A 17,649-nucleotide genomic window follows, 5' to 3' on the forward strand; every position below is an offset into this window, starting at 1 on the left:
AACGAATCGAGCATAGCGATGACGAATTGCTTTCTGAGATGCCTTCTAAAAATGAATATTGACCGACCTGATATTAAGCGCTAATATATGACCATATTTTAGGACTTATTTGAAACCTATATATGGTGACCAAAATGAAAGCTGTACTGGCAAGCTGCTCAGCGAGCATATCTGAATTAAAACGTAATCCTACCGCCCTTATCGACCAGGCCGATGGAGAGCCGATAGCTATCCTTAATCACAACAAACCAACTGCATATCTTATCCCTGCTGAAACGTATGAAGCTCTGCTGGACAGTATCGAGGACTACCAGCTTGGGATTATTGTAAGAGAAAGGCAAAAAGAGAAAATTTCAGCCATCGAAGTGGATATCGATGAACTATAAGCTGAAATTTCTCCCAACAGCCGTTAAGGAATGGAAAAAGCTCGATAACACCGTTCAAACTCAGCTTAAAAAGAAATTAAAAGAGCGGCTTAAAAATCCTCGTGTGCCATCGAGCCTACTCAGGGGCTTCGAGAATCATTATAAAATCAAATTGTTGGCAAGCGGCTATCGACTCGTGTACGAAGTTATAGATAACGAAATATGTGTCCTTGTCATTGCAATTGGAAAAAGAGATAAAAACGAAGTCTACAAAAAGGCACGAAAACGATACTTCACCGGGTGAGGGTAATCCCCCGAAAATTAAGGGTGTCCAGAAGTATAATTTTAGCGTATTTTTTTTGAAGAGGTTCTGCATAAGCTGGCCATGGCTCTACTTCTGGTGCCCATTAAAAATGGGGGGAATACCTACCCATGAACGAGCCCAGTCCCCGTTTCTGGAAGATATTCTTTGAGGTTTATGAGCACTTGCCCAGGCAGGGACCGGGCAATCGTGATTGCGCCGCAAGAGCTCTTCGTCTCTGCGTGGGACTTCCCCGTACACCCATGATTCTGGATTTGGGCTGCGGAGTCGGCGGGCAAACGCTGCAACTCGCCGAACTGACGACCGGTTCCATCATGGCGATCGACAGCCATGCCCCCAGCATCGAGCGGCTGAAGGCGACACTCGTTGTGCGAGATCTTTCGCAACGAGTCCAGGCGCAGGTTGGTGATATGGTTCATCTGGAGCTGCCGCCGGAAAGCTTCGACCTGATCTGGTCCGAGGGCGCGCTCTACAATATCGGGATAGGGAAAGCCCTGCGCATCTGCCATGGATTGCTGCTCCCCGGCGGCTATCTTGCTTTCACTGACGCGGTCTGGCGCAAGGAGAACCCACCACCGGAGGTTAAGGCAAGCTTCGATCTGGATTACCCAGCCATGGCCACGGCCACTGACGTGGTGACGGCCATCCAGCAGGGCGGCCTTGATTTTCTCGGTCGCTTCACCCTGCCGGATGAGGCCTGGTGGGACGACTTTTACTCGCCGATGGAACAGCGCATCAAGGAGTTGCGCGGCAAGTATGACGACGATGCCGAGGCGCTTGCCATCCTCGACCAAATCGCGCGGGAACCCGAAATGCACCGTAGATACTCAGAATACTACGCCTATGAATTTTTCGTCGCGCGCCGTCCTGTATCCCGGAAGGCTGACAACATGAAGAGCTCGAACAGGAAATGAAAGACACCTGCCACCTCTACACGGACCTGGCGTGGCTGTGGCCCATGTGGGGTGATGCCACCACGGAATACGCGCACTATTGCCGGCACGTCACGGCTCTGATTCGTCAGTATGCCAAGCGCCCGGCAACCACCTTGCTAAACATCGGGTGCGGGGGCGGGAAGAACGTCCTGAACCTGAAGCGACAATTCAACGTCACTGGTGTCGATCTGAGTGCCGTCATGCTTGCCCAGGCGAAGGAACTGAATCCGGAGTGCACGTTCGTCCAGGGCGATATGCGGACATGCAGACTCGGTAGGGCTTTTGATGCCGTGCTGATGGACGATGCGATCTCATACATGAGTTGCCGGACGGATTTCGTGGCAGCGTTCCGCACCGCGCATGCCCACCTGAACCCTGGTGGCGTTCTGGTCGCCACTCCGGACGTAACAACCGAGACATTCCAGCAGAACAAGACCAGCACCACCTCGGCCACGCGGAACGGATTGGACGTTGTCTTCGTCGAGAACGTGTATGATCCCGACCCCACGGATGAGCAGTATGAAACGACGATCATGTATCTCATTCGCGACCACGGACGCCTTCGGATTGAGACCGATCACTGGACCATGGGGGTATTCTCCCTGGACACTTGGAGACATGTTCTGCGCGAAACGGGTTTCGAGGTGCATGAGGGACGGTACAATCCGGGAGAGGATGATTACACGGTGTTCGCCTGTGTCAAAAAAGGATGACAGCATCTACGACAAACTTCCCGCTCCGGTGAGGCACTGGCTCGGCATCCTGGCTGCTGCGATCAAGTATTGGCTGGCGAGCCAGGCCTTCATTTATGCCGCAGCCCTGGCATTCTTCACCGTTTTCTCCATCGCGCCGATCCTGGTAGTGATTGTCACTCTGGTCGGGCTGGTTATTGGCGAGAGTGCTGTCAAGGGTGAACTCTTCGAGCAGCTCGAGGGGGCTCTCGGCCCGGAAGCGGCAGGTGTGGTGCAGACAGCAGTGATCAATTCGCAGATTGATCAGAGTGGCATCTGGCCGGCGTTGATAGGGATCGTCGCCACCATCGTCGGTGCCACCACGGTTTTCGCCCAGATGCAGCTGTCCCTGAATCAGATCTGGGACGTTGCGCCACGTCCTTCCAGGAGCAGCATGTGGATCTTCGTCAAGAGGCGGGTGCTGTCGCTGACCATCATCCTGGCCATCGGGTTCACCCTGTTGGTCTCGTTAATATTGTCAGTGGCTTTGCGTGGCGTGATGGTGTTCGCGGAGGAATGGCTACCGGTTCCTGGTTGGGCGATGGTGAGCATGGAGATATTCCTGTCGCTGCTCGTGATCACGCTCCTGTTCGCGGCGCTGTTCAAGATCCTGCCCGACGTGCTGCTGTCTTGGCGAGACGTCCTGCTCGGTGCGTTCATCACTACAATGCTGTTCACGCTGGGCCGTTCCCTGATCTCCATCTATCTGGCCTATACTGCGACAACATCGGCCTATGGCGCCGCCGGTTCTCTGGCGCTGCTCCTGATCTGGGTGAACTATTCCTCCATGATCCTCCTGTTCGGGGCTGCGTTTACCCGGGCGCACCTCGAAGGCAGAGGCATGCCCGTCTTGCCCAAGAGCACGGCGGTTCGTGTGCACCGAGAATTGATCGACGAAGTGCAGGAAAGCTGAAGTTGAGGACGTAGCTACGTTCCGCTTACGAGGAGATGATGAAATCGCTGGTTCCCTTCGAGATAGCCCGTCAGCCGGATGAGATTACCTGTGGTCCGACCTGTTTGCATGCGATCTATCGCTTTTACCGGGATCAGATCAGTCTTGAGCAGACGATTGCCGAGGTGCCGATGCTCGAAGAGGGGGGGACGCTCGCCGTGCTGCTCGCCTGCCACGCCCTGGAGCGTGGCTACCGGGCGACTATCTACACCTACAAACTGCAGCTTTTCGATCCGACCTGGGCCGGGTTGTCGGCGGCAGCGCTTGGTGAAAAACTGAAAGCCCAGGCTCGGTTCAAGCAGGATGAAAAATTGCAGGTTGCCACCACCGCCTATCTCAGGTTTCTTGAGCTTGGCGGAGAACTGCGGACCAAAGATTTAACCGGCAGAATGCTTCGCGGTTTCCTCAACCAGGGGACGCCGATCATCACCGGGCTGTCGGCAACCTATCTGTATCACAGCGCCCGGGAATACGGGCCAAATTGCGATTATGACGATATCCGCGGGGAGCCGTCCGGGCATTTCGTCGTGCTGCACGGCTATGATCAGCAGCAGCGCATGGTGCATGTCGCCGATCCTTTGCAGAGCAACCCCCTGAGCGAATCGCGGAAATATGCAACAAGCATCGACCGGGTGATTAACTCGATTTTGCTGGGCGTGTTAACCTATGATGCCAACTTGCTGATAATTCAGCCTGCCAGGGAGAAGAAAAATGCCCAGAGCCATCCTGATCGTCGTCGATGATCCGGCGCAGTGGCCCGTTGAAATCGCCGGTGTTGAACGGATCACGGCGCGCGCCTATCTGACCGACCCGGGGTATCAGTCACTGAAAAAGGCCGAAGTATACAACCTTTGCCGGTCCTATCGTTATCAGAGCAGCGGTTATTATGTTTCCTTGCTGGCCGCGGCCCGTGGCCACAAACCACATCCCAGCGTCACCGCCGTCCAGGATCTCAAATCGCAGACGATCATGCGGATCGCCTCGGACGATCTGCAGGAGCTGATTCAGAAGAGCCTGGCCCATATCCAGTCCAAGGAATTCGTCCTCAGTATCTATTTCGGCCAGAATGTGGCCAAGCGCTATGCCCGACTGGCCGCCCAGCTCTTCAACCTGTTTCAGGCGCCATTGCTGCGAGCTAATTTCGTGGTTGGGGGGAAAAGCGGCAAGTGGACGCTGGCCAACCTGCGGGTTATTGGTGCCGGCGATATTAGCGAAGAGCACCGGGAATTTGTGGTGGCCGTGGCCCGGGATTATTTCTCCGGCAAACGCCGACGTGTTACCCGCAAGAAAAACCACCGCTATGATCTGGCGATCCTGGCCAATCCGGAGGAAGCCCAACCGCCATCGGATGAAAAGGCGTTGAAGCGTTTTGTTCGGGCTGCCGAGCGTGTCGGTTTCTCCACGGAGTTTATCAGCCGCGACGATTTTAGCCGGCTTGGGGAGTTTGATGCCCTGCTGATCCGCGAGACCACCAGCGTCAATCATCATACCTACCGCTTTGCCCGCAAGGCGGTGGCAGAGGGGCTGATTGCCATCGACGATCCGGAGTCGATCCTCAAATGCACCAACAAGGTGTTTCTTGCCGAACTGATGGAACGCAACAATATTCCGGCCCCCAGGACCATGATCGTCCATCGTGACAACCGCGACCGGGTGGCCGAAGAGCTTGGCTTGCCGGTGGTGCTGAAACAGCCGGACAGTTCCTTTTCACAGGGAGTGGTCAAGGTGACGGAGGCAGCCGCCCTCAAGGAAGCGGTCAACAAACTGCTCGATAAGTCGGAACTGATCATCGCCCAGGAATACCTGCCAACCGATTACGATTGGCGGATCGGCATTATCGACCGGCAACCGCTTTACGCCTGCCGCTACTACATGGTCAAGGGGCATTGGCAGATTATCCAGCATGACAGCAACGGGGTCAGGAATGACGAAGGCAAGTTTGAAACCCTGCCGATCGAGCACGTGCCGAGCGCCGTGGTCAAAACAGCCCTGAAGGTGGCGAACCTGATCGGCAACGGACTCTACGGGGTCGATTTGAAACAGGTCGGCAAAAAAGTCTACGTCATCGAGGTCAATGACAACCCGAATCTTGACGCTGGGGTCGAGGATCAGGTGCTTAAAGAAGAGCTCTATTTGCGGGTTATGCGGGTGATGCTGCGCCGGGTCGAGCGGCGCAAGGAGGGCTGGCCGGCATGAGTCAAACGGAGTGTCTCCGTCTGTTTGCCGGCTACGGCATCGAACTGGAGTATATGATCGTTGACCGCGATTCGCTTGATGTCAGGCCGGTGACCGACCTGTTGTTGGAGCAGGTGGCCGGTACATTGGTCAACGAGGTTGAGATGGGGCCGCTGTGCTGGTCAAACGAGTTGGTCCTGCATGTCGTGGAACTGAAAACCAACGGCCCCGCCCGGTCGCTGGACGGCCTGGCTTCGGTTTTTCAGGATGGTGTCGCCCGGGTCAACCAACGTTTGCAGGGGATGAATGCCAGGCTGCTGGGCACGGCGATGCACCCCTGGATGGACCCGCATCGTGAGACGAGGCTCTGGCCGCACGACAACAGTTCGATCTACGCGACCTACAACCGAATCTTCGACTGCCGCGGGCATGGCTGGTCGAACCTGCAGAGCATGCACATCAACCTGCCGTTCTGCGGCGACGAAGAGTTCGGTCGCTTGCATGCCGCGATCCGTCTGGTGCTGCCGTTGTTGGCGGCGCTGGCCGCCAGTTCGCCGATCTACGGTGGGACCAGGAGCGGACTGCTTGACAGCCGGCTGGAGTTCTATCGTCACAATCAGCAAAAGATTCCGCAGATCGCCGGTCAGATCGTTCCGGAGCCGGTATTCTCCAGGGCGGACTACGAACAGCGGATTCTACAGCGCAGCTATGCGGCGATTGCCCCGTACGACCCGCAGGGGATCCTGCAGGATGAATGGCTCAATTCGCGTGGCGCGATAGCGCGTTTTGAGCGTGGCGCCATCGAAATCCGGCTGCTGGACCTGCAGGAATGTCCCCTGGCCGATCTGGCCATCGCCGCCCTGGTCTGCGCGGTGATCCGCGCGCTCTGCCGCGAAACCTGGAGTCCGCTGGCTTGCCAGCAGCAGGTCGGCACCGGACCTTTGGCCGAACTGCTGGTCCGCGTGCTGCAACACGGCGGGGACGAGCTCATCGCCGCGCCCGACTATCTGGCTTGTTTCGGGCTGGCCTGTTTCGGGCATACCGGTGGCCCCCTGCCGGTCTCTTCGTTGTGGCAACATCTCTATACGGCGGTGGAGGCCGAGGTGGCGCCGGGGTATCATGCCCCGCTGCGGCAGATCCTCGAACAGGGTTCACTGGCGCAGCGTATACTCCGGGCTCTGCCGCAACAGTTCGGGCGGCGGGATCTTTGCCAACTGTACCGGCGGCTGGCCGATTGTCTTGAACAAGGAGTCTTGTTTGCAAGCTAGATCCGCTTGGCAGTTGATCCTTTCCTGCGAGCACGGGAGCAACCGGGTACCGCCGGAATATGCGGAACTGTTCGGTGCCGCCCGGGAGGTGCTTGCCACCCATCGCGGTTACGACCTCGGCATTGCCCCCTTGGCCGGACGACTGGCAGAGGTCCTTGGGGTGCCGCTCAGCCTGGCCCCGGTCACCCGGCTGCTGGTTGAACTCAACCGCTCCCCCGGTCACCCGGAGCTGTTCTCGGAATTCAGCCGGGGATTGCCGGAAAAAGAACGGCACCGGCTGATGGAGCGTTATTATTATCCCTACCGGCAGGAAGTAACGGAGCGGATCGAGGCGATAATCGCGGCCGGCGGGGCGGTCTGCCATATCTCGTTGCACAGCTTTACCCCGGAGCTCAACGGCGAGGTGCGCCAGACTGATATCGGCCTGCTCTACGATCCCCGACGGGTTTTGGAAAGGCGTTTCTGCAGCCAGTGGAAGCACCTGCTGACAGAGCGGCAAGGGAAATTTCGGGTGCGGCGCAACTACCCTTATCGCGGCGTAGCCGATGCCTTGGTCACCTCCTTGCGCCGACGTTTTCCCGCCTCCGCCTACCTTGGGCTGGAACTGGAGGTGAACCAGAAATGGCCGCTGCAGGGGGGAGAGGCGTGGGTAGAACTGCAGACACTGATACAGCAGAGCCTCTCGGCGCTGCCCTTAGCCCCACGGGCATAAGTTTGCTGAGAGACAAGCTGCTGAACCGAACGCGGGGAAACTCAGCGGCGGGGTTTGGCGCGGGCGGTGGGTTGGGCCTGCCAGGGGTTGTCCGGCCAGTGGTGTTTGGGGTAGCGCCCCTGTAATTCCTTTTTTACTTGATGATAGCCGCTGTCCCAGAAGCCGCGCAAGTCCGAGGTGATCTGGACCGGGCGACCGGCCGGGGAGAGCAGGTGCAGCAGCACCGGCACCCGGCCCTGCACGATGCGGGGGGTGTCGGCCAGGCCGAACATCTCCTGCAGGCGGACCGCCAGCACCGGTGGGCCGCCGGGCTGGTAGCTCAGCTTGCGGCGGCTGCCGCTGGGCACCTGCAGGTGGGTGGGCACCTCTTGCTCCAGGTAGCTCTTTTGTCGGTAGTCAAGCAGGCCGGCCAGGATGGTGGTCAGGTTCAGCCGGCCAAGCTGGTCGGCGGTTCTGATCCCCGCCAGCCAGGGGGACAACCACTGCTCCAGGTTTTGTCGCAGGTACTCGTCATCCACCCGGGGCCAGTTGCCTTCCGGCTGCCACTGGCCGATGCAGGCCAGCCGGGCCTGGAACTCGCGGGCCTGGTCGTTCCAGGGCAGCAGTTGCAGGCCATGGTCGGTGACGGCCTGCAGCAGTACCCGTTGCACCGCCGCCGGGTCGGGGTTGGCCAGGGGTTCGGCGGCCAGTTCAAGCTGATCGAAAAGCCACCGTCGTTGTCCTTTGACGGCGCCGGCCTGCTGGTCCCAGTAAAGTTCGTCCCGGCTTTGCAGGCGCTGGGGGAACAGGCGGGACAGGGCCTCCGGTGCCAGGGCGGCGGCCAGGAAAATCCGGCCTTCGGTACGGCCGGCGTCCAACTCGGCCACCGCCAGGTATTCGCTGGCTGCCAGGCGGTCGTGGGGGGGCAGCGAGGCGCCGCGACCGCCGCTTAGCTTGTACTTGCCCCGCAAGGAGGGGCGTTGCCGGGCGATGCGATCCGGGTAGGCCAGGGCCAACAGTTCGCCGCTGTCCAAGGTGTTGTCGGGGCTAACGCGCCGGGGTCGGGGCAGAACACTGCGCAGTTGCCGGGCGGTACGCTCCACCCGGCGGCAGCCGGCACCGTCGATCTCGGCCGCCGCACCCGCCGATCGCTTACTCGCCGACTTGTTTCGCCGCCAGGCCTGCAGGGCCTCCAGGCGTTCATCCAGGTCCGCCGATTTGTCCCGTCCCTTGATGATATCCCGTTCCGACAGCAGGGCGGCCAGGTCGGCGGCGGTGGCCGTGGCGCCGGTTTCGTTGGCCCGGAGCAGCATCAGGCCCAGGCGCGGGTGGACCGGCAACTGGTTGATTAGCCGCCCCTGCTCGGTGGCCCGCCCCTGCCGGTCCAGGGCGCCAAGCGCCGTCAGCAACTCCCCGGCCTGGGCCCAGGGGCCGGGCGGGGGCGGGTCAAGCCAGGTCAGTTGGGCGGGCTCATGGACCCCCCAGCAGGCCAGTTCCAGCCGCAAGGGGGCCAGGTCGGCGTTGAGGATCTCGGGTGGCTCGAAGGCCGGCCGGCTCTGCTCTTCGCCGGGGCTCCACAGGCGCAGGCAGTGGCCGGGGCCCAGGCGTCCGGCCCGGCCGGTGCGCTGGGTGGCGGCGGCTCGGGAAATGCGGCCGGTGGTCAGGCGGGTTAGGCCGCTGTTGGGGTCAAAGCGGGGACGGCGCTGCCAGCCGCTGTCCACCACGGTATGGATGCCCTCGATGGTAAGGCTGGTTTCGGCAATGGCGGTGGCCAGAATGATCCGCCGGCGGCCCGCCGGGTCCGGCTGCACCGCCGCCGCCTGGTCGGCCAGGGGCAGGTCGCCGTAGAGGGGGAAGAGCAGCGGCGCGTCGGTGGGGGGGCCTGGCAAAACACTGGCGGTGGGCGGCTGGTCGTGCAACATTTGCCGGCAGAGGCGGATTTCCCCGGCGCCGGGCAGGAAGGCCAGGATGTCGCCGGGCTGCTCGCGCCAGGCGCGGCGGATGGCGGCGGCGGTATGGCCGGCGATTTCCCGGGGGTAGGGTTGCGCCCCGGCGGGAGGCGGAAAATATTCGATGCTCACCGGGTAGCTGCGGCCGGCGGCCTCGAGCACCGGGGCGTGGTGCAACAGGGCGCTTAGCGGGGTAATGTCCAGGGTGGCGGACATCAGCAGGATTTTCAGGTCCGGCCGCAGGCCCTGTTGCGCATCCAGGCAGAGGGCCAGGGCCAGGTCGGCGTCCAGGCTGCGTTCATGGAATTCGTCGAAGATCACCAGCCCCGTCCCGGCCAGTTCCGGATCGTTTTGCAACTGCCGGGTGAACATCCCCTCGGTGAGCACCTCCAGGCGGGTGGCCTCCGAGATCCGGCTTTCAAAGCGGACCCGGTAACCAACTGATTGTCCCACCGTCTCATTCAGTTGCCGGGCCATAAAGGTGGCGACCAGCCGGGCGGCCAGGCGGCGAGGTTGCAGCAGCAGGATTTTTTGCCCGACCAGCCACTCCGCCTCCAGCAGGGCCGGCGCGGTGAGGGTGGTTTTGCCGGAGCCGGGCGGGGCGGTGATAATCACCGCCGGTTGCCGGGCCAGTTCAGCGCACAGGCGGGGCAGGATGTGGTGGACCGGCAGGGGGAATGATGGCATGAGTTAAGTGGTGTCGGAGTGGCGCTCAGGCAAGCTTGTAAACCCGGCGCAACAGTTCCTTCTCATCTTCGTAGGTAATCTTTTCCAGGGCCTCGGCCGGCGGCAGCCAATGCAGTTGCTGCACCTCGCCGGAGGGCTGAAAAGCATCGGGGTCGCCAAAGGGCAACATCTTCCAGTAGAGCACCACTTTGGGCACGTCCCCGACAAAATACTGCACACAGCCGGCAAAATCACCTAAAGTGACCCGGCAGCCGGTTTCCTCGTACACCTCGCGCAAGGCGGTGGCCGGCAGGCTCTCGCCGGGGTCTTGCTTACCTTTGGGCAGGCTCAGGTCATTGTGGTAACGTTGGCGCTGCACCAGGGCGATCCGCAAATCCGGGCCCCGGCCCCGTTCGACAAGGCCGCCGGCGGCCATGATCAGGAGCTTTTCCGGCTCTTGCTCTGAAACTTTGCTTATCTTGGTCATGACCGGAATCCGGTAAAAATTTTTACAATCATAAGGGACCGCCTTTTATATTCAAGGGGCCACCAGCCAGTACAACTCCTGCCGGGGGGCCACCAGGGCGGCGGGGTATTTGGCGGCCGCCGCCTTGGGGTCGGTGGTGATTTCAGTCATGATCCGTTCCTTTTCCGGGCCGCTGATCATCAGCAGCACCCGGCGGGCGCTGTTAATGGCGGGCAGGGTCAGGGTAAGGCGGGGCACCGGCGGCTTGCCGGCGGGTTTGGTTTCCGCCGCCACCAGCCGGTCCTGTTCCGCCAGCAGCGGCGAGCTGGGGAAGAGCGAGGCGATATGGCCGTCGTCGCCCATGCCCAGCAGCAGCAGGTCGAAATCCGTTACCGCCAGGTCGCGGCAAAAATCCTTGATCCGCCGCTGGTAGTCGGCGGCGGCCCGCTCGGGATCCGGGTCCTCGCCGGCCATGCGGTGGATGTTGTCCGCCGGCACCTGGCCAGGCGCCAGCAGGGTGGCGGCGGCCCGGCCGAAGTTGTTGTCCGGGTGTTCCGGCGGCAGGCAGCGTTCATCCCCCTGGAAAAGATGGGTCAACTCCCAGGGCATTTGCGCCAAAAAGGGCGGGGCGGCCAGTCGCCGATAAAGGGGCAGGGGGGTACCGCCGCCGGCCAGCACCAGAGAAAAAACACCCCGGTCGATCACCGCCGCCAGGGCACTGGTTAGCACCAACTCGGCGGCGGCTTGGGCCATCTGGTCGGTATCGGCAAATTTTTGGATTTCCATTGGAGTTTCCTGCGTGCTCATGCATGCTTGTGTTGAAAAACATCTCAACTTTCACGGTCCATTCTTCCGTATAGCACAGTACAAGTGCAAACAAAAGAGTTGCCGTGCTTATCTTTGCTGCTGCTCCAGGCGTTCGGCCAGGCGTTCGGCGGCGAAGACCAGGGATTCCACATCAAGGAAGTCCAGAACCCGGCGATCGAACAGCACCTTGGCTTGGGCGGCGAAACCATCCTCGGGGGCGGCGGCCCAGAATAAAACGGCAAGCGGCACCCGGGGCAGCACCGGGATGATCATGGCCAGGTCGGCGGCGGCCTCGGACCACGGGCGGCCGCCCAGGTTCCGGCAGAATTCCGCCACCGCCGCTGCCGGGTGCTCGGCAAAAAGGCGGGCTAAAGGCTGTTCACAGTAAGTGGCCAAGGTTCTGACCTTGGAGATGGTATTGGGTAAACTCTCCAGCCCCACCCACTCAAGGGTTGGCGGCTCACCGCCCTGGCAGCAGACGTAGTTGTAGAGCAGAATCTGGTCCCGGTGATCGCCGGGCTCCTCCCCGGCCAGTAAAATCCCGCCCCGGCCCAACTCCACCGGCTGACCCAGATAGCTGAAGCGTAACACTTCCCCGTGGGTGTCGGTCCCGATTTCACAGCCCAAGGGTGCGGCCAGCCGAGCAAAGGAAAGAGGAGCGATTTTGCTTTGCAGGTGGGTTACCAGTTCCTGGTCGCGCTGGCGGGGCAGTTCCTCCAGGGCAGCACCTCCGCCGGCCAAAGATTCCAGGCCGCTGCTGTCCAGATCGGGACATTTTTGCCAGTCCTCGCCGCCCTTACAGACGGCGGCAGCAAAGGCCAGGCAGGTGGGGTAACCACAGCGGCCGCAGTTGGTTTTCGGAGTTTTTTTGAATAGTTCAAAAGGTTGCATGGCAGTTCACACCAGTCCCGAATTGCGCTTCTTAAGAGCAAGGATATTGTCGGCAAGAATAATGACAACCTCGCCAAAAGTCACGCAACCGGAGATTACCACGGCAGCAGTTGGTTGAGCAGGTTGGCCAGTGGCGCCAGCAGCAGCCCGCTGATCACCGCAAAGGCCATCAGCAGCGGCAGGGCCTGCCCGGCCAGTTTGGCATCGGTGCGCCGCTTGAGCAACCAGTACAGCACCCCGGCTATTATCCCCCAAACCAGCAGGGTCAGCAGGATGCGGTATTCCAGGTACAGCGTCTGGCGGGGCAGCAGCCCTGGCACCACCCAGCAGCCCAGGGCCAGCCCCGCCGCCAGCGGCCAGCTCAAGGGCCGATGGGAATAACTCCGCCACCCCTGGTCGTTGATGGCCGTCACTCGTTCTTTGAGCTTGCGGCTCAGGACGAAATCGGTGTAAGCGATCAGGTAGATCAGCAACAGGCCGATAAAGGTGCCCAGCAAAATGTTCATGTCTTTTCCTTAAATTACGTCAACTATGTCGATACGGCTTGCGCTTCGGCAGCCAACAGCATAACACCCTTTCAGGCGACCGGTAAAGAAGCTTTCCGGTGGGAGTCAAACAGTGCGTGTCGGGTGGTCTGCCTGCTCAACTCCACCGCCCTGAGTGACCTGTCTGTCTGGTACGATGAACCGCTTTGGGGCGCCGATTTTTTGCTTGTCACCCAAGATCATACTGGTTAGTTTCTCGAAAAATGCGCGTGTATATGGATAAATGACGATCTTGGGGGGCGACTTAAACAGGTGGAAGACGACAAGTATCGCCGCAAAATAATCGAGAAAATCGGCGTTAGGGGTGAGCGGTGAGCGACGGGTTGAATTCTGGCCGGTCGGCGCTGATCCTGGCGGGCAACCTGGTCGATGGTAGTGGTGGCGCGGTCCAGCGCCGGGTGCTGCTTACCGTTGACAACGGGGTGATCGCCGCCATCGACGCCGGGGCTGAGGTGCCGGTTGGGGCGTCAAATTTCGTCGACCTCTCCCATTGTACCATTGTCCCGCCTTTGGTTGATTGCAGCGTCGTCCTGGCTCGTTCGCCGTCTCTGGGTCTGATGAAAGATCAGCGGCATCTTGCAAATGGGGCGGAGCTGGAGGCCCTGCTGGCCCGCCACCTGTACGATTGCCATAGCCATGGGGTATTGGGGGTGGCCGATGGAGGTTATTCCGCCGGGCTGGTTGCTGCGCGGCGTAAGCCGATGGCGGATGATGATCTGGTTGCTATTCGCACTGCCGGTTCGGACCTGGCCGATGGCCTGGAGGTTGTCCCCGATCCGGCGGCAACCCGTGATTTTCTCAAGATTCACTATTCCTCCGACATAGAAAATGATGCCACTCCGGACGCCTTGGCCGGCAGGCTGCGCCTGGATGATTTGGTCCGGCATATCCGGTACAAAGGCGAGTTGAAAGCGGTGGTGGTGGCCAATGGTGCCGAGGCGGTGGCCGCGGCCCTGGCGGCCGGCTGTGACGCCGTCGAGCAAGGTTATGACATGGGAGAAGAAAATCTTCGGCGGCTGGCGGCGCGGAAGGTCTTGTGGATTCCCTCCCTGCTGCGGGCCAAAAACGCCCTGGACGGCGCTCGCGGCGGCGGCGATGTCTGCTGCCGCTTCTCCCAGCGATACGTGGCGCCGGGGAAGCCGCTGCCCGGCGGCGAGGAGCTGTGGCGGCGGGTGCTCGGTGGGCAGTTGCTCCAACTGCGCCGGGCCCGCGAGTTGGGGGTACAGGTGGCCATTGGTACCGGGGCCGGCCGGACCGGTATCCTGCATGGCGAGGCGGTGGTGGAAGAGATGAAACTTTTTGCCAAGGCCGGCTTTCCGCTGCCCGAGACCATCCGCTGCGCTTCCGTAAACGGCGCCGAATTCTTCGGCCTGGACCATCTGGGCCAACTGGTCCCCGGCCGCCCGGCCACCTTCCTGATAAGCCGCGGCAGCGCCGGTCAACTGCCCCGCAAATTATCCTACCTGGAAAATATTTTTATCAACGGTGCTGCCAGCAAGTCCTACCAAAAAAATCCGCTCAAGCCGGGGTAAGCAGCAAGCGGGCCTTGATGGCGGCCCCCCAGAGGCCGCTGTTTTCGGCGTTGATCAGGTGGACCGGGATTGTTTGCAGCAAACCGTCCATGGTGGGCGAGTGCTGGAACTCCCGGGCGAAGGCGGGGTGGGTGAGCAGTTGCGGGTTTTTGGCGGCGACTCCGCCGGCGATGAACAGGCCGCCGGTGGCTAAAGTCTCCAGGGCGTAGTTGCGGCAAACCCGGGCGTAGAAACGGGCGGCCCAGGCTAAAGTCTCCGACTCCGGGGTGAAGGTGGCGGTGACCGCCGCCGGCTCCAGCTTTTGGCCGGTGAGGAAGTGGTGCAGGTAGCTCAAGCCCCGGCCGGAGACCACGGTGTTGCCGCTGATCCGCTCCTCACCCCGTTGTTTCAGCAGAAACTCCAGGTAATCCCGTTCCCGGCCACCGGCAAAAGGGAAATCGGCATGCCCCCCCTCGGAGGGGATTACCAGGGGAAGGGCCTGCCCGACGGCCGAGCTCGGGGCCGGAGGAGTTGCCGAGGCCGGAGCCGGAGGAGTTGCCGAAGCCAGGGGCAAAGGAGTTGCCGGGGCCAGGGCCGGGACCGGGGAAAAAAAGGCCGCCCCGCCGGGCAGTAACAGGGCTTTGCCCAGGCCGGTGCCGGCCCCGATAATGGCCAGGGGGGCGTTTGGGTCCTTGGGGTCGGGGCCACCCGGCAAAATCTTTTGCGCCTTTATCCCCGGCGGGGCCAGCACCGCCAGGGCCTGGGCGGTGAAGTCGTTGATCAGCAGGGCGCGGGGGATGGGAAAATAGTGTTCAACCAGGTCCAGGTCCACCTCCAGGCCGACTAAGGGCAGCTTGCTGTAGCGCCCCCGCCGTTGCACCGGCCCGGCCACCGCCAGCACCGCCAGGTCGGTCTGCTCCGGGGGCAGAGGAAAGCCGCTGGCGTAAAGCTTGCGTAACTGGTCGTTGATGCTTTTCCCCGGGTCGGTGTCCAGCCATTGTTCGGCCTCCAGTTGCAGGCCGTGGTGCCAGTTTTGCGGGCTTGCCGGCCCGGTCCCGCTGTCGTCCGCCACTGTCAGGGTAAAAAAGGCCCAGCGGCTGTTGGTGCCGCCAATATCGGCGCAGAGCAGCCGGTATATCCGCCGTCCGTCGTTCATGGCCGACTTTCCAGTTTGGCCGCCAGCTCACCGGTGCTTTGGGCCACCGATTCGAGGGCGGTGACCACCGCCTCGCCCCGGCGCTCGGTTTGGCGAATTTCTCGGGAATCGGGGAAAAAGGCGATGGGTTCTTCGCCCAGCCCCGCAGTCAAAAACCGGCGGTCATCCTCGTCCTGGACCAGGTTGCCCACGTAGGAAATATTTTTGATTCGGCACTCCTCGGCCAGCTTCCTGATCTTGAGCGCGGTGCGGATACCCGATTGCGAAGGGATCACCACGATCAGCAGGCGGTCCACCCCGGCGATGGTGCCCCGGCCCAGGTGCTCCACTCCGGCCTCCATGTCCAGCAGCACCACCTGGGCGGGCTTGAGCAGCATGGTGGTCAGCAGCCTTTTGAGCACCGTGTTTTCCGCACAGGCGCATCCGCTCTCGGCACTTTGAATCGCCCCCAGCACCATCAGCCTGATGCCGCCGGCCTCCAGGGTGAAACGTTCCGCCAGGTCGCCCACCTGGGGGTTGATGTTGTAGAAGGCGGAACCTTCCACCCGGCCGGAGCGTTCCCGCAGCAGGTCTTTCATTTCCGAAATGGGGCGGATTTTTTCCGGCTCCTGTACTCCCAGGCTCTGGGCCATGTGGGGGCTGGGGTCGGCGTCGATGACCAGTACTTCCTTGCCCATCTCCTTGAACTGGCGAGCCAGAAGTGCCATGATGGTGGTCTTGCCTACCCCGCCTTTACCGCTGATGGCTATTTTCATCTCGTGTTTCCTATCATTGATGAAGTCGCAAAAAGTCCGTCCATGGACTTTTTGCTCCCCGGAAAGCGAAAACGCGGTTTCCGCTTTCCTTACAAATCAATAGCTTACAGAGCAAGCTATTGATTTGCGCGCCCATCCATGGGCGCGTTGATGACTTCTTGCGAAGTCATCATTATTTTCTGGGCGTGATTTTTCGCCGCCTTCGGGGTAAGTTTAGCGGTGAGCTTAATCAGTCTGATATTTTCATAAGTGTAACCAAAGGCGGTAAAACCGCAATCAAAAAGGAGCTTGGTGTGGCCATTATCAGCCTGGGTCTTGAACGTCTGCTGCAGGATCCCCCGCCTTCCCTGCAGGGTAAACGGTTGGGGCTGCTGTGCAACCAGGCCTCCACCGACCGCCGCCTGCGTCACGCCCGTGACTTGGTGCATGGGCGTTTCGGCCCCCGGCTGTGCTGTCTCTTTTCCCCCCAGCACGGTTTTTTTGCCGAAAAGCAGGACAACATGATCGAATCCGGGCACATGACCGATCCGGTCACCGGCCTGCCGCTGTTCAGCCTCTATGGTGAGGTGCGCAAACCCACCCCGGCCATGCTGGAGCACTGTGATGTGCTGTTGGTTGATCTGGTGGATGTGGGCACCAGAGTTTACACCTTTCTCTATACCCTGGCCTACTGCATGGAAGCGGCGGCGGAGCAGGGCAAGCAGGTGGTGGTGCTGGACCGCCCCAACCCGGTTGGCGGCCTGGCTCTCGAAGGCAATTTGCTGCAGCCCTCCTGCCGCTCTTTTGTGGGGCTGTATCCGATTCCCATGCGGCACGGCCTGACCATGGGCGAGCTGGCCCTGATGCTCAAGGGGGAATACGGACTGGACTGCGACCTGGAGGTGATCCCCATGGCCGGCTGGCGGCGAGAGATGCTCTTTGCCGACACCGGTCTGCCCTGGGTCTTTCCCTCCCCGAACATGCCCACGCCACAGACGGCGCTGGTCTACCCCGGCCAGGTGATCTGGGAAGGCACCAATATCTCGGAAGGGCGGGGCACCACCCTGCCTTTTGAGCTGTTCGGCGCCCCCTTCTGGCGCCATGACGAAATGCTGGCGGAACTGGCCGCCACTCCGCTGCCGGGCTGTTATCTGCGGCCCCTGGTCTTTGAGCCGGTGGCCGGTAAGTGGGCCGGTAAGCCTTGTGTCGGTTACCAGTTGCATGTTACCGACCCGGTAAGCTTTCTGCCTTTCCGTACCACCCTGGCCCTGTTGCAGGCGACGGCCCGCCGTCACCAGGAATTTGCCCTGAAGTCGCCGCCCTACGAATATGAGTATGAAAAAACGCCCATTCACCTGATCCTTGGTGATGAAGGTCTTTGGCCCCGGCTGCAGGCCGGGGAACCGCTGTTGGAGTTGGAGGCCGGCTGGCAGGTGGAGTTGGATGACTTTGCCCGGCGCCGCCAGGATTACCTGCTGTACTGAG

General features: G+C 61.1%; 18 protein-coding genes. 11 read left to right on the top strand and 7 right to left on the bottom strand.

What is annotated here, in order from left to right; all coding sequences use genetic code 11:
- Nucleotides 1-134 precede the first annotated feature (134 nt).
- The 9 genes from P0N66_RS07715 (at nt 135) to P0N66_RS07755 (ending at nt 7,460) form a co-directional block, all read left to right on the top strand.
- Nucleotides 135-386: a type II toxin-antitoxin system Phd/YefM family antitoxin gene (locus P0N66_RS07715; RefSeq protein ID WP_275804007.1), complete on the top strand. Its 252-nt coding sequence runs from the start codon at nt 135-137 to the stop codon at nt 384-386.
- Entirely contained in the window at nt 376-669 is a 294-nt protein-coding gene (locus P0N66_RS07720) for a type II toxin-antitoxin system RelE family toxin (protein WP_275804009.1), read from the top strand. The genes P0N66_RS07715 and P0N66_RS07720 overlap by 11 nt, the downstream gene beginning before the upstream one ends.
- 128 nt (nt 670-797) lie before the next feature.
- The gene (locus tag P0N66_RS07725) at nt 798-1,601 is read left to right on the top strand and encodes a class I SAM-dependent methyltransferase (protein ID WP_275804012.1); all 804 of its coding nucleotides are present in this window, start codon (nt 798-800) and stop codon (nt 1,599-1,601) included.
- Complete coding sequence (locus tag P0N66_RS07730; protein ID WP_275804014.1) at nt 1,598-2,335, top strand: class I SAM-dependent methyltransferase; 738 nt, start codon at nt 1,598-1,600, stop codon at nt 2,333-2,335. The genes P0N66_RS07725 and P0N66_RS07730 overlap by 4 nt, the downstream gene beginning before the upstream one ends.
- The gene (locus P0N66_RS07735; protein ID WP_275804016.1) at nt 2,319-3,266 is read left to right on the top strand and encodes a YihY/virulence factor BrkB family protein; all 948 of its coding nucleotides are present in this window, start codon (nt 2,319-2,321) and stop codon (nt 3,264-3,266) included. Before P0N66_RS07730 ends, P0N66_RS07735 begins: the two co-directional genes overlap by 17 nt.
- Nucleotides 3,267-3,301: 35 nt before the next feature.
- Nucleotides 3,302-4,048, top strand: a complete 747-nt coding sequence (locus tag P0N66_RS07740) for a C39 family peptidase (protein ID WP_275804019.1) — start codon at nt 3,302-3,304, stop codon at nt 4,046-4,048.
- Nucleotides 4,017-5,501, top strand: coding sequence for a RimK family ATP-grasp domain-containing protein (locus P0N66_RS07745; RefSeq protein ID WP_275804021.1), 1,485 nt, complete (start codon nt 4,017-4,019; stop codon nt 5,499-5,501). The genes P0N66_RS07740 and P0N66_RS07745 overlap by 32 nt, the downstream gene beginning before the upstream one ends.
- Nucleotides 5,498-6,748 carry a carboxylate-amine ligase gene (locus tag P0N66_RS07750; RefSeq protein WP_275804023.1) on the top strand — a complete coding sequence of 417 codons (1,251 nt, stop codon included), beginning with the start codon at nt 5,498-5,500 and terminating at the stop codon, nt 6,746-6,748. The genes P0N66_RS07745 and P0N66_RS07750 overlap by 4 nt, the downstream gene beginning before the upstream one ends.
- Nucleotides 6,738-7,460, top strand: coding sequence for an N-formylglutamate amidohydrolase (locus P0N66_RS07755; RefSeq protein ID WP_275804026.1), 723 nt, complete (start codon nt 6,738-6,740; stop codon nt 7,458-7,460). Before P0N66_RS07750 ends, P0N66_RS07755 begins: the two co-directional genes overlap by 11 nt.
- Before the next feature lie 41 nt (nt 7,461-7,501).
- Here the strand turns inward: P0N66_RS07755 and hrpB are convergent, their stop codons facing one another.
- The 5 genes from hrpB to P0N66_RS07780 form a co-directional block, all read right to left on the bottom strand.
- The gene (gene hrpB, locus P0N66_RS07760; RefSeq protein ID WP_275804028.1) at nt 7,502-10,075 is read right to left on the bottom strand and encodes an ATP-dependent helicase HrpB; all 2,574 of its coding nucleotides are present in this window, start codon (nt 10,073-10,075) and stop codon (nt 7,502-7,504) included.
- 25 nt (nt 10,076-10,100) lie between these two features.
- Nucleotides 10,101-10,541, bottom strand: coding sequence for an NUDIX hydrolase (locus P0N66_RS07765; RefSeq protein WP_275804030.1), 441 nt, complete (start codon nt 10,539-10,541; stop codon nt 10,101-10,103).
- Nucleotides 10,542-10,592: 51 nt separating this feature from the next.
- Nucleotides 10,593-11,306: a 6-phosphogluconolactonase gene (gene pgl, locus P0N66_RS07770; RefSeq protein WP_275804032.1), complete on the bottom strand. Its 714-nt coding sequence runs from the start codon at nt 11,304-11,306 to the stop codon at nt 10,593-10,595.
- A gap of 108 nt (nt 11,307-11,414) precedes the next feature.
- Nucleotides 11,415-12,218, bottom strand: coding sequence for a DUF3786 domain-containing protein (locus P0N66_RS07775; protein ID WP_275804035.1), 804 nt, complete (start codon nt 12,216-12,218; stop codon nt 11,415-11,417).
- Between the two features lie 95 nt (nt 12,219-12,313).
- Entirely contained in the window at nt 12,314-12,724 is a 411-nt protein-coding gene (locus P0N66_RS07780; protein ID WP_275804037.1) for an MFS transporter, read from the bottom strand.
- Nucleotides 12,725-13,074: 350 nt separating this feature from the next.
- On the opposite strand from P0N66_RS07780, the gene P0N66_RS07785 reads away from it, so the two are divergent.
- Nucleotides 13,075-14,295 carry an amidohydrolase family protein gene (locus P0N66_RS07785; protein WP_275804039.1) on the top strand — a complete coding sequence of 407 codons (1,221 nt, stop codon included), beginning with the start codon at nt 13,075-13,077 and terminating at the stop codon, nt 14,293-14,295.
- Here the strand turns inward: P0N66_RS07785 and P0N66_RS07790 are convergent.
- Nucleotides 14,282-15,430: a glucokinase gene (locus P0N66_RS07790; protein WP_275804041.1), complete on the bottom strand. Its 1,149-nt coding sequence runs from the start codon at nt 15,428-15,430 to the stop codon at nt 14,282-14,284. The two genes, P0N66_RS07785 and P0N66_RS07790, sit on opposite strands and share 14 nt — an antisense overlap.
- Nucleotides 15,427-16,185 carry an ATP-binding protein gene (locus tag P0N66_RS07795; RefSeq protein WP_275804043.1) on the bottom strand — a complete coding sequence of 253 codons (759 nt, stop codon included), beginning with the start codon at nt 16,183-16,185 and terminating at the stop codon, nt 15,427-15,429. The genes P0N66_RS07790 and P0N66_RS07795 overlap by 4 nt, the downstream gene beginning before the upstream one ends.
- A gap of 299 nt (nt 16,186-16,484) precedes the next feature.
- Here P0N66_RS07795 and P0N66_RS07800 point away from each other — a divergent pair, with 299 nt between their 5' ends.
- Nucleotides 16,485-17,648 (top strand): exo-beta-N-acetylmuramidase NamZ family protein, encoded by a 1,164-nt coding sequence (locus P0N66_RS07800; RefSeq protein WP_431190028.1) that lies wholly within the window; start codon nt 16,485-16,487, stop codon nt 17,646-17,648.
- Nucleotide 17,649: the final 1 nt, after the last annotated feature.

The organism is Desulfurivibrio dismutans (assembly GCF_029210385.1).
GTDB classification, from domain to species: domain Bacteria; phylum Desulfobacterota; class Desulfobulbia; order Desulfobulbales; family Desulfurivibrionaceae; genus Desulfurivibrio; species Desulfurivibrio dismutans.

Bases quoted from the DNA above. Each gene is read 5' to 3' on its own strand.
- P0N66_RS07715 (WP_275804007.1), top strand. From the start codon at position 135: ATGAAAGCTGTACTGGCAAGCTGCTCAGCGAGCATATCTGAATTAAAA.
- P0N66_RS07720 (WP_275804009.1), top strand. From the start codon at position 376: ATGAACTATAAGCTGAAATTTCTCCCAACAGCCGTTAAGGAATGGAAA.
- P0N66_RS07725 (WP_275804012.1), top strand. From the start codon at position 798: ATGAACGAGCCCAGTCCCCGTTTCTGGAAGATATTCTTTGAGGTTTAT.
- P0N66_RS07730 (WP_275804014.1), top strand. From the start codon at position 1,598: ATGAAAGACACCTGCCACCTCTACACGGACCTGGCGTGGCTGTGGCCC.
- P0N66_RS07740 (WP_275804019.1), top strand. From the start codon at position 3,302: ATGATGAAATCGCTGGTTCCCTTCGAGATAGCCCGTCAGCCGGATGAG.
- P0N66_RS07745 (WP_275804021.1), top strand. From the start codon at position 4,017: ATGCCCAGAGCCATCCTGATCGTCGTCGATGATCCGGCGCAGTGGCCC.
- P0N66_RS07750 (WP_275804023.1), top strand. From the start codon at position 5,498: ATGAGTCAAACGGAGTGTCTCCGTCTGTTTGCCGGCTACGGCATCGAA.
- hrpB (WP_275804028.1), bottom strand. From the start codon at position 10,075: ATGCCATCATTCCCCCTGCCGGTCCACCACATCCTGCCCCGCCTGTGC.
- P0N66_RS07765 (WP_275804030.1), bottom strand. From the start codon at position 10,541: ATGACCAAGATAAGCAAAGTTTCAGAGCAAGAGCCGGAAAAGCTCCTG.
- pgl (WP_275804032.1), bottom strand. From the start codon at position 11,306: ATGGAAATCCAAAAATTTGCCGATACCGACCAGATGGCCCAAGCCGCC.
- P0N66_RS07775 (WP_275804035.1), bottom strand. From the start codon at position 12,218: ATGCAACCTTTTGAACTATTCAAAAAAACTCCGAAAACCAACTGCGGC.
- P0N66_RS07780 (WP_275804037.1), bottom strand. From the start codon at position 12,724: ATGAACATTTTGCTGGGCACCTTTATCGGCCTGTTGCTGATCTACCTG.
- P0N66_RS07790 (WP_275804041.1), bottom strand. From the start codon at position 15,430: ATGAACGACGGACGGCGGATATACCGGCTGCTCTGCGCCGATATTGGC.
- P0N66_RS07795 (WP_275804043.1), bottom strand. From the start codon at position 16,185: ATGAAAATAGCCATCAGCGGTAAAGGCGGGGTAGGCAAGACCACCATC.